The following is a 13361-nucleotide window of genomic DNA, read 5'->3' as shown; positions in this document are numbered from 1 at the left end:
CGATGGAATGCGCGCCTGACGGTGACCCGCCGCCAGGCGCGCACACCCCCTTCAGCAGCAGCGCGATGCGGGCCCGCTGGCCGCCGGCTCCTTCTCCGCCTCGGCCTCGCTCGGTTCGCCGCAGCGGCACTCGCCCTCGGTCGCCTTCGTGAGGGTGCCGGCGTCTGCCTTGACGGTGTAGACCTCCCAAGGCTCGTTGCCGGGGCCGCGCACCCAGACCTTGTCCTGGAGGGCGTAGCAGCACTCGGTGTTGTTCTCCTCCAGAGTGATGAGGCCGGAGTCGGTGAGCCGCTTCGTGGCGGCGTTGACGTCGTCGGTGCTGAACACCTCGACGCCCAGGTGGTCCATGACGGTGGGCTGGTCGGCCTCACCCTCGATGAGCACGAGCTTCAGGGGCGGGTTCTCGACGGCGAAGTTGGCGTAGCCGGGGCGACGCTTGGCCGGCTCGACGCCGAACAGCTTCGAGTAGAAGGCGACCGAGCCTTCGAGGTCGGACACGCGCAGGGCGAGCTGGACACGGGACATGAGTTACCTCCTGCTAGGTACGGATCAACGGACGTAGGAATCGCGCAGTACGGCGGTGCGGCTGCGCTCGTAGCGGGCGTCAGCGCGGCAGGCTGCGGTGCACACCTGGCCGCACGACTCGCACAGCGTCACGCCCTCGACGTTGGTGGCGTGACGCCAGCGGAACAGCTTGATCATCGCTTCGTTCCCTGTCTAGATGATTTTCGAAGCAGCCCCACTGTTGCACCCTGTTTTGATGTCTGTCAAGCTAGACCCATGTCGAAACAAACTCTGCCGGTCGTGGACCTTCAAGCGGTGGCCTGCTGCGCCCCGCTGGCGGTCCGCCCGATGGACGCCGAGCAGGCGGCGGTGGTCGCGCCGATGTTCAAGGCCCTCGGCGACCCGGTCCGGCTGCGACTGATGTCGATGATCGCCTCGGTGCCGGAGATGTGCGTGTGCGACCTGACCCCGGCGTTCGACCTGTCCGGGCCGACCATCTCCCACCACCTCAAGGTGCTGCGCGATGCCGGCCTGGTCGACTCCGAGCGTCGGGGCACGTGGGTGTGGTACCGGGTCAAGCCGGAAGCGTTCCGCCAGCTCGGCGCGCTGCTCGACCTGCCCGCCACGACCGCCTCCGCGACCGCGTGAGCCTCACCCTGGCCCGCCGCGCCTCCGCCGAGTTCGCCGGCACCGCCCTGCTGGTCGCCGCTGTCGTCGGGTCCGGGATCGCTGCCGCCCGGCTCTCCCCCGGCGACGTCGGGCTCCAACTGCTGGAAAACGCGATCGCCACCGCGTTCGCGCTGGGCGCGCTGATCCTGACGTTCGGGCCGGTGTCCGGCGCGCACTTCAACCCCGTCGTGTCCGCCGTCGACTGGTGGCTCGGTCGCCGTGCCGGAACCGGCCTGACCGGCTCGGACCTCGCCGCCTACACCGCCGCACAGGTCGCGGGGGCGATTGCCGGGTCGGTGCTGGCGAACCTGATGTTCGACCTCCCGGCAGTGGCCTGGTCACACACCGACCGCACGGGCGGAAACCTGTGGCTGGCCGAGATCGTCGCCACCGCCGGCCTGGTCGTCCTGGTCTTCGCCCTCGCCCGCAGCGGCCGGACCTCCGCTGCGCCTGCTGCCGTGGGCGCCTACATCGGGGCCGCCTACTGGTTCACCTCGTCCACCTCGTTCGCCAACCCCGCCGTCACCGTCGGCCGGGCCTTCACCGACACGTTCGCCGGCATCTCCCCCACCTCGTTACCCGGCTTCGTGGCCGCCCAACTCGTCGGCGGCGTGGTCGCCGTCGCCGCCCTCGCCGCCTGGTACCCCCACGCCGGGCACGCGGCTGACGCCGTGGTCGTACCCCACCTCACCCAGGAGACCGAAACTCGATGAGCGAGAAGCCCTCCGTCCTGTTCGTCTGCGTCCACAACGCAGGCCGCTCCCAGATGGCCGCCGCCTGGCTGCGGCACCTCGCCGGAGACACCGTCGAGGTCCGCTCGGCCGGGAGCGAACCCGCCGACCAGATCAACCCCGTCGCCGTCCAAGCCATGCACGAAGTCGGCATCGACATCACCAACCAAACCCCCGTCCGGCTCACCTGGGACACCGCCGAAGCCAGCGACATCATCGTCACCATGGGCTGCGGCGACACCTGCCCCGTCTTCCCCGGCAAACGCTACGAAGACTGGAAACTCACCGACCCCGCCGGACAACCCATCGACGTCGTCCGCCAGGTCCGCGACGACATCAAGAGGAGAGTCACAGCGCTGCTTGCCGAATTGTGACCCTGACGCAGAACGACTGTCAGACGTTGCAGCGGAACTACGAGCCGCTATCCCACGACCAGCGGGAACGCGCGCCGGACCAGCAGACTTAAGAGGCATATCCATAGTCACGGTCCGACGAGCGTGCCTTGGTCGTGGTGGGAGCCAGTGTCGGATGCGATCCGAAATCGCTGCCTCGGTTGCGGTCAGCGTTGCTGTTGGGTTGACCCGGGCGGCGAGGGTGCCTCACCTGGGTGCTTCCACTCGCGTATCGTGTCCCACGCCGCGATCCCGGCCAGGACGGTGGCTGCGGTGCTGGTGGCGATCAGCGGCGGCAGGCGGACCATCACCGGCGCCAAAGCGGCAAGCGCGAGAAGTCCGATGACCCGGGACGCCGACACCCGGGCGAACACCTCGTACTCGAGGCGGGACCGCCCGGCCAGGAACAGCGCGGGCCCACCCAGGATGACCGCGAGCCACAGCGGATCCTCGTGTAGGACCGGATGGTGGATGACCAGTGCGTGGCCGACGCCGGTGGCGAGGATGCCGGTCACGATGATCAGGTGGGCGGTGGAACGCAGACCGACCGAGGCGGGCCGGGCTGGGGATAGCCTCGATGGCGGCGGGCAACACCGCCCCGGCGCGGTGGAAGTAGATTCGCCACATCAGTATCGTGGTGGCGAAGGACACGACGCTCGGCACCACCCGATCGGGGGTGAACTGCTCGGCGAACGTCAGTCCCGTGAGCAGGATCGTCTCGCCGAGCGCGATGACGGTGACCTGCTGATAACGCTCGGCGATGTGCTCGCCGGCGAGCTTCCAGTCGTCGATACGGGTGCGGCCAAGTCCCGGAACGGGCCAGCCGAGGACGAGTCCCGTGTAGTCCAGCGCCAATGCCAGCGTCCACAGGACACCGCGCGCGGGACTCTGCGGGAAGAGAACCGCCCCGGCGATCCAGGGATGAACTCGGCCCAGGCGTTGTCCCACAACCGGATCACCGCCGGATACCGCCCGCCCCACGCAGCGACAAGCCCTGTTCCTTGGCCAGCCGGACAAGTTCGGCGGCGGCCTGCTCCTCCGCCGACGCCTCAGGCCTCTTCTTCCGTGGAGTCACATCGTTCAGTGTCACGGTCATCACGGCACCCTCCTCGCCAGGCACCACGCCCGGCGGGTCAGGCCGGAAACACCGTTAGATCCACAGTCCCGGCGGCGAGGGCGGCGAAGGTGCGGATCCTGGCGTTCTCTCGCGTGGTCTTCCAGACGAGCCCGTAGGCGGCCTCCGGGGCGTCCGCGATTGGGATGTAGGCGATGTCGGGCCGCGCGTAGTAGCGGGTGGCCTGGCAGGTGAGCGGGACCATCACCTTGCCGGCCGCCACCAGGGCGAGCGCGGCCTGGAACGTGGTCACCGACGGTCCGCGGTGGATGGGCGCCCCCGTGCTGGTGCGCGGCGGGATGTGCTGGTCGAGCCAGTAGGCGGGGGCGCCGTCGACCGACAGCATGGTCTCCTGGGCCAGGTCGTCCAGGACGACCGTGGCGCGCCGTGCGAAGGGGTGGCGGGAGGAGACGGCCAGCACGTAGGTCTCCCGCAGCAGCACCGGGCCGACGGTGAGGTCCGGCTCGGCCACGGGCAGGAGGGTGGCCAGCAGGTCGACGCTGTCGTTGCGCAGCGGCGCCAGGTGGTCGTCGATCTGCGTCTCCAGGGTGAGATGGGCCTCGCAGTCCGGGTGGCGGTCGTGGAAGTCGTCGATGACGCGGCTGAGGATTTCGGCGGTCGCCGGGCCGAAGAAGCCCAGGCGCAGGGTCCCGCTGATGCCGCGCCCGGCTGCCGAGGCTCTGGCGATCTCCCGCTGGATCTGCCGGTAGGCCGGCTCGATGCCCTCGCGGAGCCGGCGGCCGATCGGAGTGAGGCTGACCCGGCGGCTGGTGCGCTCGAACAGGGCGGTGCCGATGCGGCGTTCCAGCTTCCTGATGATCTGGCTGGTGCGGCCCTGCGATAGGCCCAGCCGTTCGGCCGTACGGCGGAAATGCAGCTCTTCGGCCAGGGTCAGGAAGGTCTTGATCTCGTGCTCGTCCACACCCGCCCGCCCGATTGGTGAACACTACTCATCAATAGTGTGCCAGATCGCGGTTGTTCCGGCAGGTCAGCGCCTCGAAGCTGGATGCGCATCATCCACGGAGACAGCCAAGGAGAAACGCCATGCAGGACCGCTTCCACACGCCCTTGACCGCGGACAACGCTGCCGTCCTGCTGGTGGACCACCAGATCGGACTGTTCACCGGCGTACGCGACCTCGCCGTGAGCGAGCTGAAGCACAACGTCACCAGCCTGGCCAGGGCCGCGCTCAGCCTGGACCTGCCGCTCGTCGTCACCACCACGGCGGCCGACAACATGTGGGGACCCCTGATCCCCGAGCTGCAGGCCGTCCTGCCGCAGGACCTGAAGGTCATCGACCGCAGCTCGGTGAACGCCTGGCAGGATGACCGGGTGCGCGCCGCCGTCGAGGCGACCGAGCGAAGCAAGCTCATCATCGCGGGCATCTCGCTCGAGGTCTGCGCCGCCTTCCCCGCGATCTCCGCGACCGCGACGGGGTATGACGCCTACGTCGCCGTGGACGCCTGCGGCACCTTCTCGCAGACCAAGCGGGAGACTGGACTGCTCCGCCTGCTGCAGGCGGGCGTAATCGTAAGTGACTACGCCTCGCTCGCCGTCGAGATCCTCGCCGACAACGCCGACCCGGCCGCCGGCGAGGTGTACGGCGCCCTCGACATGCCGTTCGCCACACTCGTCGGCCAGCTCGCCGCCGCCTACACCCGCTGAAGCCCGGAGGGTCGGGACATGTCAGTGATCGTTCTGTTGCACGCGTTCGGCTCCAGCGGACGCGTCTGGCACCCGCAGGTCGCCCGGCTGGGCGAACGGCATCGGGTGCTGGCTCCTGACCTACCCGGCCACGGTTCCGCGGCCGGACCGTTCTCGCTGGAGCGGGCCGTCACGTCGGTCCGCGAGGTGACGCGGGCCGAGTCGGAGCCCGTCCACCTGGTGGCCATCTCCGGCTCGGTCAGCGTAGCTTTGCTGGTCGCGCTGGCCGAACCGGCTCGGGTGGCGGGCTTGGTCCTGTCGGGCGGTACGGCCCGCGGCAGGAGCGGCGACGCCGTCCAACGCGTGATGATGCGCCTGATGCCGGAGTCCATGATCGTGGGCATCCTCAAGGGCATGTACGCCGGCGGCAGGCCCGAGCACCTGGACCACGCCACCCAGGACCTGCGCCGGGCCGGGAAGGCGGCCATCCTCACCGGCCTGGCGGACCTGGCCCGGCTCGACCTGCGCGCCCGGCTCGGCGAGATCAGCGTCCCGACCCTTGTCCTCAACGGCGCCGAGGACAAGGCCAACCTGCCGCCCGCCGAGGAACTCGCCGCCGCCATCCCCGGCGCCGAGCTGCGGGTGATCCCGGCGGCCGGCCACATCTGGAACCTCCAGCAACCCGGCCTGTTCACCGACACGATCAGCGAGTTCATCGACGAGGCACGCCGGTCCGGGCCGGGAACCCGGAACTGACCTGCGTGGTTGGCCGCGCGTCCGCCATGGTCGCGCAGGCCAATGTCCCGGCCCCTCGTACTGCTGCGCGTACCTGGCCGCCGCCGTGAACACCGCCTGCTCTCAGCCCTCGCCGGTGGCCACCGCCATGCCGGTGGCCACCGGCATCCACGGCGTGCACCCCGCCGGCCCCGCCTGGACCCTCGCGCCGACCCGGGCCTGCGCCGCTGGCTGCACGAGCTGCCCAGCGACCACGGCCCGGACAACCCGGCGACCAACCCGCACCGCTTCCCCCACGACGGTCCCGCCGACCTCGAGCCGTTGCGAATACCAGCGCATGAACGGGGCTTTCGCGTCGCGGTTCGACGCGGGTATCGATGTCACCGCCCGGGATCGGGCCGCCAGCCGGGGCGGCTGGCGGAAGCCACTGCACCGGTGCCCATGGCGGGACGAGGTTCTCGCGCCGGACTGAAGACGCCGGCGCGCAGGGCTGCGGCGGCCGCGGCGGCGGTACGTCGGGCGAACTCCTCGTCGATGGGTTCGTCGACGACGAGCAGCCGCAGGAAGAAGGGCGCGCCCAGGACCTCGATCGCGGCCCGCGCATCGGTACCCTCAGCCAGTTCGCCGCGGGCGACGGCGTGGTCGACGACGGCCTCGGCCAGGCCGAACCGTTCGGCGAAGAAGCCGCGGACAACCTGCGCGGCGCGCGGGTTGCGGGGCGCGGCCGCGGCCAGGGCCGTGATCAGCTCGCCAGGTTCGCCGGTCATGCCGCGCCGGATCAGCAACGCCAGTTCTTCGAGGTCCGTGTCGAGGTCGCCGGTGTCCGGGATCGGGACGACCTCACTGGCGTACTCGCTGAGCAGATCGCCGAGGACGCCTTCCAGGTCGGTCCACCGGCGGTAGACCGACGTCTTGTTGACGCCGGCCGCCTGGGCGATCCGTTCGACGGTCAGCTCGGCGTACCCGTCGGCGAGGAGGCCACGGGCGGCCGTGAGGACCGCGGCCCGGACACGGGCGCTGCGCCCGCCCGGTCGCTGGCCGGCAGACATCGGACACCTCCTCTAACGCACCGACTGTTGCGTTACATCCTCCCATCATGGCAGACTAGAAAAGCAACACGAGTTGCGATTGGGGAGTTGCAATGAAGACCACTGTCTGCGTCGTCGGCGGCGGGCCCGCGGGGCTCGTCCTGGGGCTGCTGCTCGCCCGGCAGGGAGTGGAGGTCACCGTGCTGGAGAAGCACGCCGACTTCCTCCGGGACTTCCGCGGCGACACGGTGCATCCCTCCACGCTGGACATGCTCGACGAAATCGGGCTCGGCGAACGGGTGGCGGTGCTGCCGGGGCGCAAGGCCGGCGCGTTGCGCGTCACCTTCGACGACGGCACCTACACCGTCGCCGACTTCACGCGCCTGCCGACGCCGCACAACTACCTGTACTTCGTTCCCCAGTGGGACTTCCTGGAAATGCTCGCAACCGAGGCGGCGAGGTTCCCCACCTTCACGCTGCTTCGCTCTACCACCGTGACGGGCCTGCTCCGCGACGCGTCCGGCGCCGTCACCGGCGTGCGCGCCGTGAGCCCGGAGGGCGAACTGGAGATCGCGGCGTCGCTCACCGTCGCCTGCGACGGCCGCGATTCGGTGGTACGCCGCGAGCTCGGCCTGCGGCCGGTCGACTACGGCGCGCCCATGGACGTGCTGTGGTTCCGGATCTCGCGCCGCGCAGGCGACGGCGACGGCCTGGCGATGCGGGTCGGCGCCGGCGGGCTGATGCTCGCCATCGACCGCGGCGACTACTACCAGTGCGCGTACGTCATCGCCAAGGGCGGCTACGAGACGATCCGCGCGGCCGGGCTGGAGGTGCTGCGGGAACAGGTGACGCGGCGGCACCCCGTCCTCGCCGACCGGGTCGGCGAGCTCGCCACCTGGGACGACGTCAAGCTGCTGACGGTGAAGGTCAACCGGCTGCAGCGCTGGCACGCGCCCGGCGTGCTGCTCATCGGCGACGCCGCACACGCCATGTCCCCGATCGGCGGCGTCGGCATCAACCTGGCGGTGCAGGACGCCGCGGCCACCGCCCGGATGCTGGGCCCGAACCTCGCCGCCGGGCAGCCGGTCACCGAAGCCGACCTCGCCGCGGTGCAGAAACGCCGGCACTTCCCGACGGTGCTGACGCAGAACATCCAGCGCGCCGCGCAGCGGCGCGTCGTCGACCCGCTGCTGCACGCCACCGGCCGGATCGACGCCCCGGCGCCGATGCGCCTGGCGAGGAGGTTCCCGGCGCTACAGGCCCTCCCCGCCCGGCTGGTCGGCATCGGCGTACGCCCCGAACACGTGCGCTGACTAATCGTCCCGACAGCCGGATGGAGACGGAATCGGCTACGACGGCGACGGATTATGGCGTTGCCAGTAGCACCGCCACCTGAAGTGTCGGGCTCTTTCGGCATCCGGATCTGCCGCTGGCCGCGCGCCCGACGGTCCTGGGTCGCCAACTCGCTCGCCCGCATCGTCGCAGGTCAGGGCCTTCTCCCGCGTCCAGCGACAGGAACCAAATTCCCGTACGGCCTCGCAGGTCGTGGGTACGTCCGAACGTTGGTCTCGGGAAAGCTCGACAACCACGGTGCGGCCGGTAGCGCTGGCACACGGACCCTGCATGTGCAACGGCGTGAGCCCGACCCAGGCTGATCCGTCGAATGTCTCCACCGCCAGCCGGGACGGCAGCATCGACTGCAGCAGAGAGGGCGGAGAGTGCCAGTGGATGAACGCTATCCAGCTCCATCGGTGATACATCACCGGTCGCGCCACCCTCGGCGACGGCGGAGCCTTCATCGGCCCTTTCCCTCCATACGCTGATCATTTGCCGGTCACCGCACCCGTCGCCATTCGGTGACACGTCATGTCCGCCCATCCCTGGTCGACTCCTCATGCGCCGGCTCCGGCAGCGTCGGGCCGTCCGCCCGCTCCCGGCGGTCCCGCCGCTTTTCCAGGAGGGCGGCGAGCAGCAGCGACCCGACGGCCGCCGCCCGGCCCCAGCGGCGCAAGGCAACCCGGACCGGCCCGGGCGGCGGAGCCGGCGGCGGTCCGGGCACCACCACCCGGTCGACCCCCGGGTACGCGAGCCGGGAGGCCGCAGCGGCTTCCTCCTGCGAGTGCAGGGCCCGGTTCCCAGTGATGACGACGTACCGGGCCTCGTCGCGGTAACGCCAACGCCACAGGCCTCCTTCCGGCCACAACTCGATCCGCTCACCCGGCCTGTCCCGTGCTGGGGTCTCCGGTTCACCCTCGCCCTTGGGCGGGCGTGGCGAGCGGTGGGCGGCCCGCCGCAGGTCCGCGCGGGTGAGGTCGCCGATGCCAGCTGCGCCGCCGCGGCTCAGCGCCCGCGCGGTCAGGTAGGCGAGCGCCCCGGCTAGGACCGGCAGCACGAACACCAGCACCTGGAACACCGACCGCAGGTCGTAGATCGGCACCCGCAGCAGGCGGGCGATGATGTCGTCGCCGGCCGCCACCGTGAGGAGCGCGTAGAAGGCCAGCGCGGCCACACCGATGCCCATCCGGACCGGATGGTCGCGGGGCCGGTCGAGCAGGTGGTGCGGCCGGCGATCTGCGGTACGCAGCCGTTCGACGAACGGCCACGCGTAGAGGGCGAGGAAGGTCAGCCCGCCCAGCACGACACCGGGAAGGAACGGCGCGGGCACCAGATGCCCGGCGACGCGGAACTCCAGCGGCGGGAACAGCCGCAGGGCGCCGTCACCCCAGGCGACGTACCAGTCGGGCTGGGCCGGCGCGGTCGACTGGGCGGGTTCGAACGGCCCGTAGAGCCAGACGGGGTTGATCTGGATCAGGCCGCCGAGGGCGAACAGTACCGCCAGTACCCAGGCGAACAGGGCGAGTGTGCGCAGGGTGTAGCCCGGCCACAGCCGCGAGCCGACCACGTTGTGCTCGGTCCGTCCCGGGCCGGGGAACTGGCTGTGCTGCTGCCGCACCAGGATGCCCAGGTGCAGCGACACGAGGGCGACGAGGACGGCCGGCACCAGCAGCACGTGGGCGACGAACATCCGAGGAATCATCTCGTCGGAGGGGAACTCCCCGCCCAGCGCCAGGGAGACCAGCCACGCCCCGACCAGCGGAATCGACTCCACCACCGAGGTGATGATCCGCAGGCCCAGCCCGGAGAGCAGGTCGTCCGGCAGGGAGTAGCCGGTGAAGCCGTTGGCCAGGGCGAGGGAGAGCATGGTCACGCCGATCAGCCAGTTCAGCTCGCGGGGTCTGCGGAACGCCCCGGTGAAGAAGATGCGCGACAGGTGAAGCACGATGGCCGCGACGAAGACCAGCGCCGCCCAGTGGTGGGTCTGCCGGATCAGCAGGCCGGCTCGGACATCCCAGCTGAGCCGCACCGTCGAGGCGTACGCCGCGGAGGTGGTGGCGCCGTCCAGCGGCGCGTACGCACCGCGGTAGACCCGGTCGGCGGAGCTGGGGTCGAAGAAGAACGTCAGGTAGACGCCGGTGAGGATCAGCGCGATGAACGAGTAGAGCGCGATCTCGCCGAGCATGAACGACCAGTGGTCGGGGAACACCTTCAGCAGCCCCCGACGGGTGATCGGCGAGAGCCGTAGCCGGTCGTCCAGGGCTCGGGCCAGCCGGTCGGTGATCATGGTGAGTCCCAGAAGCCGGCGCCGGGCGGCACGGTGAAGTCGCCGGTCGCGCGGAGGAAGCCGTCCGGTCCGACCTCGATCGGCAGCCCTGCCAGCGCCCGGGCCGCCGGACCTGCCACCGGCCGGGCATCCGCCAGCAGGTCGAAGGAGGACTGGTGGCAGGGGCAGAGCACCTGCCCGGTGCCCTGGAGGTAGACCCGGACCGGACACCCGGCGTGCGTGCAGAGCAGCGAGTAGACGACCAGCCCGTCCAGGTGACCGCCGGAGGGCGGACGGGAGAAACGCTCCGGATCGAGGCGGACCGCGAAGGCGGGGCCGTCCCCGGTGTCGACGTGGCCCTCGGGGAAGATCCCGACCGCGGTGCCGGCGGGCAGGTCCTGCGGCCGCAGTGGCCGTCCGTCCGCGGTGACCAGCCGCACGCCGGGTCCCCAGTGGGTGTCCTTGAGTGCCTGGACCGGATGGGCCCGTCCGGACGGCAGCAGGGAGCGCAGCGGGAACAGTGCGGCGGCGCCGAGCGCGCTCAGCGCCAACCCGAGCGCGGCGAGCAGCCCCCGCCGCCGCACCGGGCGGTCCGGCGCGGCAAGCACCGCGGCGATCATCGCCTGATCGGCCGGCGGCGGCGCGAAGCCCTCGTGCTCTTCGACATACCCGCCGACCGGCACCAGCCGCCGGCCCCAGACGGCGAGGCCCACGGCCAGCCCGGCGAAGGCCACCGCGAGACAGACGCCCTCCCAGCGGGTGTCGCCGCCCAGCCCGTACGTCACCGCGAAGCTCACCGCCCCGGCGGCGCTGACCAGAAACGCGGCGACGATCCGGCGGCTGGTCGCCCGCTCGCTCGCCGAGGGACGCGGCGCGCTCACTCCTCCGCCCTCCTGCCCAGCCACCTCGCGGCAGCCACCAGCAGGCCCAGGACGGCCACCCAGGCGACCAGCCCCTCGGCCAGCGGACCGAGCCGGCCGAGGGGGTTGCCGCCCCGGTCCAGCCGCTCGCCGCGGAGCCGCTGCACGTACGCGGTGACGTCGTTGACCTGCTGGTCGTCGAGCACCTGGCTGGGGAAGACCGGCATCAGCCCGGGGCCGACCCGGACCGCCTCGGCGACCTGCGTCGCCGTCGCGTCGTACAGCGGCGGGGCGGTCCAGCCGTCGGTCAGCGCGGCGCCCGCGCCGGTCGCCCCATGGCACGGTGCGCAGTTGGCGGCGAAGATCTCCTGACCGGAGACGAGGTTCCCCGGGGCGGCCCGGGGTATCTGCGGACCGCCCCCGCCGAGACTGGCGACGTGGCCCACGAGTGCGGCGATGTCGTCGGCCGAGAACACCGGTTCCCGGCGCCGGGCCTGCGGCACCTCCCGCGACAGCGGCATCCGTCCGGTGGAGACCTGAAAGTCGACCGAGGCGGGGCCGACGCCGATCAACGACGGGCCCCGCTGGGTGCCGCGCCCCTGCTCGCCGTGGCAGCTCGCGCACTGCTGCAGGTAGAGCTGGGTGCCCCGGTCCGCCGGATCAGATGACGGCGCGGACGCGGCCGGGGCCGCCGGCCCGTGGGTCGGCTGGGTGGCGAGCCCCACCGGGCCGGCGGCGAGCACCAGTACGGATCCGACCGCGAGGGTCCTGCGGGGATGCAGGGTGAGCCGCCGGGTCGCCGCTGGTGAGTGCCGCATCGGGTCAGTCCAGGGTGTAGAGGTAGGCAGCGATGTCCTGCGCGTCGATGGCGCCGACACCGAGATTCGGCATGGCGGTCCCCGGCTCGACCCCCTGGGGGTCGGAGATCCAACGCTGGAGGTTGTCGGCGTTGTTGGGCAGCTGGCCGGCGATGTAGGAGCGGGCCCCGAAACGGGTCAGGGGCGGGCCGACCAGGCCATCGGCACGGTTGACGCCGGGAATGCTGTGGCACGACCCGCAGCCGTACTGGGCGATCAGCTCCGCGCCCCGGTCAGGCCGCCCGTTGCGCGACTCCGCCGGTGGCGGTGGGGGCGTCGAGGAGCAGCCGGTGACCACGGCGACGGGCAGGACCGCAACGGCCACACCGAGCGCCCAGATCCGAGGGGGCAGTCTCATTGCAGCATCCCTTCCGTTCCGGCTCCGGCCGCCACCGTTGCCTGGTCCCGGCGCCGGCCGCCGCGCAGGCCGTCGGGCCGATCATGGTCGATCAGCAGCAGCCAGCGCATGAAGACGGTCAGAGCCGCGACCAGCACGACCAGGTCCATCGGCGCCCACATCAGCAGTCCGGCCAGCTGCTGGTCGGCCAGCGGATCGGCGTGGAACACCCGGACGGGGTAGATCGGCTCCGGGGCGAAGGTAAGCACCGCGCCGAGCGCCGAGGCGGGCAGCATGGTGCCGACCAGCAGCAGCACCGCGACCGGGGCGGGCGTCCGGTGCCGTGACGCGCCGACCACCGGCGCCCAGAACAGCCAGGCCGTCGCCACGAAGCACAGGTGCTCGACGGCGTGCACGGCGGGACGGTCCACCGCGGCGGTGTACGGCCCCGGCAGGTGCCAGAACCAGAGCACGGCGGCCTGCCCGCCGCCGGCCAGCAGGGCGTACGCGGTCGACCGGCGCAGCCGGCGCACCGGCGGTACCGCCCGGCAGCGCGCCAGCAGCCGGCGCACCGGCAGCGGTGTGGCCAGACTCAGCGGCAGCCCCGCCGCACCGGCCGCGAGCAGTGGCCCCGCTACCAGCAGGAGCAGCATGTGCTGGGCCATGTGCCCGGCCAACGAGGACTCCGCCAACTGGTGGGCCGGCCCTTGGTCCGCCGCGAGCGTCATCAGGACCCCCATGCCGAACGCGGCCACCCGCCAGCCCGGCACGACCCGACCGGGGCCGCGCCGGGCCCACAACTCCTGCACGCCCCGCCCGTAGCCGGCGAGCAGCAGGCAGATTGTCACGACGGCGAGCATGGTCACCAGCCCGTCGGCCACCGAACCGT

General features: G+C 71.6%; 16 protein-coding genes and 2 pseudogenes. 6 read left to right on the top strand and 12 right to left on the bottom strand.

Features of this window, described 5'->3' with window-relative positions; translation table 11 throughout:
- Positions 1-51 precede the first annotated feature (51 nt).
- Both ACTMS0_RS25845 and ACTMS0_RS25840 read right to left on the bottom strand, forming a co-directional pair.
- Entirely contained in the window at positions 52-525 is a 474-nt protein-coding gene (locus tag ACTMS0_RS25845; RefSeq protein WP_441157857.1) for an ArsI/CadI family heavy metal resistance metalloenzyme, read from the bottom strand.
- A 24-nt stretch (positions 526-549) separates the two neighbouring features.
- A complete protein-coding gene (locus tag ACTMS0_RS25840) occupies positions 550-702 on the bottom strand; it encodes a hypothetical protein (protein WP_441157856.1) in 153 nt (50 codons plus the stop codon).
- 78 nt (positions 703-780) lie between these two features.
- Between ACTMS0_RS25840 and ACTMS0_RS25835 the strand changes: the two genes are divergently transcribed.
- The 3 genes from ACTMS0_RS25835 to ACTMS0_RS25825 are packed head-to-tail and all read left to right on the top strand — an operon-like array spanning position 781 to position 2278.
- Entirely contained in the window at positions 781-1152 is a 372-nt protein-coding gene (locus ACTMS0_RS25835; RefSeq protein WP_441157855.1) for an ArsR/SmtB family transcription factor, read from the top strand.
- Positions 1149-1886, top strand: a complete 738-nt coding sequence (locus ACTMS0_RS25830; protein WP_441157854.1) for an aquaporin — start codon at positions 1149-1151, stop codon at positions 1884-1886. The genes ACTMS0_RS25835 and ACTMS0_RS25830 overlap by 4 nt, the downstream gene beginning before the upstream one ends.
- Positions 1883-2278, top strand: a complete 396-nt coding sequence (locus ACTMS0_RS25825) for an arsenate reductase ArsC (RefSeq protein WP_441157853.1) — start codon at positions 1883-1885, stop codon at positions 2276-2278. The genes ACTMS0_RS25830 and ACTMS0_RS25825 overlap by 4 nt, the downstream gene beginning before the upstream one ends.
- A gap of 185 nt (positions 2279-2463) precedes the next feature.
- On the opposite strand, the pseudogene ACTMS0_RS25820 reads toward ACTMS0_RS25825, so the two are convergent.
- The 3 genes and pseudogenes from ACTMS0_RS25820 to ACTMS0_RS25810 all read right to left on the bottom strand — a co-directional run bounded on the left by ACTMS0_RS25820 (position 2464) and on the right by ACTMS0_RS25810 (position 4332).
- Positions 2464-3244 (bottom strand): annotated as a pseudogene (locus tag ACTMS0_RS25820) (low temperature requirement protein A).
- A gap of 16 nt (positions 3245-3260) precedes the next feature.
- A pseudogene (locus tag ACTMS0_RS25815) lies at positions 3261-3392 on the bottom strand (IS256 family transposase); the annotation flags it as partial.
- Between the two features lie 37 nt (positions 3393-3429).
- On the bottom strand, positions 3430-4332 hold the full coding sequence (locus ACTMS0_RS25810; protein ID WP_441157852.1) for a LysR family transcriptional regulator: 903 nt from the start codon (positions 4330-4332) through the stop codon (positions 3430-3432).
- A 122-nt stretch (positions 4333-4454) separates the two neighbouring features.
- Between ACTMS0_RS25810 and ACTMS0_RS25805 the strand changes: the two genes are divergently transcribed.
- A complete protein-coding gene (locus ACTMS0_RS25805; protein WP_441157851.1) occupies positions 4455-5075 on the top strand; it encodes an isochorismatase family protein in 621 nt (206 codons plus the stop codon).
- An 18-nt stretch (positions 5076-5093) separates the two neighbouring features.
- A complete protein-coding gene (locus tag ACTMS0_RS25800; protein ID WP_441157850.1) occupies positions 5094-5810 on the top strand; it encodes an alpha/beta fold hydrolase in 717 nt (238 codons plus the stop codon).
- Between the two features lie 359 nt (positions 5811-6169).
- Here ACTMS0_RS25800 and ACTMS0_RS25795 read toward each other — a convergent pair whose 3' ends face one another.
- Entirely contained in the window at positions 6170-6838 is a 669-nt protein-coding gene (locus ACTMS0_RS25795; RefSeq protein WP_441157849.1) for a TetR/AcrR family transcriptional regulator, read from the bottom strand.
- 92 nt (positions 6839-6930) lie between these two features.
- Here ACTMS0_RS25795 and ACTMS0_RS25790 point away from each other — a divergent pair, with 92 nt between their 5' ends.
- Positions 6931-8130, top strand: coding sequence for an FAD-dependent oxidoreductase (locus tag ACTMS0_RS25790; protein WP_441157848.1), 1200 nt, complete (start codon positions 6931-6933; stop codon positions 8128-8130).
- A 36-nt stretch (positions 8131-8166) separates the two neighbouring features.
- Here ACTMS0_RS25790 and ACTMS0_RS25785 read toward each other — a convergent pair whose 3' ends face one another.
- The 6 genes from ACTMS0_RS25785 to ACTMS0_RS25760 all read right to left on the bottom strand — a co-directional run bounded on the left by ACTMS0_RS25785 (position 8167) and on the right by ACTMS0_RS25760 (position 13353).
- On the bottom strand, positions 8167-8577 hold the full coding sequence (locus tag ACTMS0_RS25785) for a DUF2071 domain-containing protein (protein WP_441157929.1): 411 nt from the start codon (positions 8575-8577) through the stop codon (positions 8167-8169).
- A 104-nt stretch (positions 8578-8681) separates the two neighbouring features.
- Positions 8682-10439 carry a cytochrome bc1 complex cytochrome b subunit gene (qcrB, locus tag ACTMS0_RS25780; protein WP_441157847.1) on the bottom strand — a complete coding sequence of 586 codons (1758 nt, stop codon included), beginning with the start codon at positions 10437-10439 and terminating at the stop codon, positions 8682-8684.
- Positions 10436-11299: a ubiquinol-cytochrome c reductase iron-sulfur subunit gene (locus tag ACTMS0_RS25775; RefSeq protein ID WP_441157846.1), complete on the bottom strand. Its 864-nt coding sequence runs from the start codon at positions 11297-11299 to the stop codon at positions 10436-10438. Before ACTMS0_RS25775 ends, qcrB begins: the two co-directional genes overlap by 4 nt.
- Positions 11296-12096 carry a cytochrome bc1 complex diheme cytochrome c subunit gene (gene qcrC, locus ACTMS0_RS25770; RefSeq protein WP_441157845.1) on the bottom strand — a complete coding sequence of 267 codons (801 nt, stop codon included), beginning with the start codon at positions 12094-12096 and terminating at the stop codon, positions 11296-11298. The genes ACTMS0_RS25775 and qcrC overlap by 4 nt, the downstream gene beginning before the upstream one ends.
- A 4-nt stretch (positions 12097-12100) precedes the next feature.
- A complete protein-coding gene (locus ACTMS0_RS25765) occupies positions 12101-12493 on the bottom strand; it encodes a c-type cytochrome (RefSeq protein ID WP_441157844.1) in 393 nt (130 codons plus the stop codon).
- Entirely contained in the window at positions 12490-13353 is an 864-nt protein-coding gene (locus ACTMS0_RS25760) for a cytochrome c oxidase assembly protein (protein ID WP_441157843.1), read from the bottom strand. Before ACTMS0_RS25760 ends, ACTMS0_RS25765 begins: the two co-directional genes overlap by 4 nt.
- Between the last annotated feature and the right edge of the window lie 8 nt (positions 13354-13361).

It is taken from the genome of Micromonospora sp. H33, assembly GCF_052068455.1.
Lineage (GTDB): Bacteria > Actinomycetota > Actinomycetes > Mycobacteriales > Micromonosporaceae > Micromonospora.
Note: the sequence above shows the minus strand (reverse complement) of the source record. Positions and strands in the feature narration are given on the sequence as shown.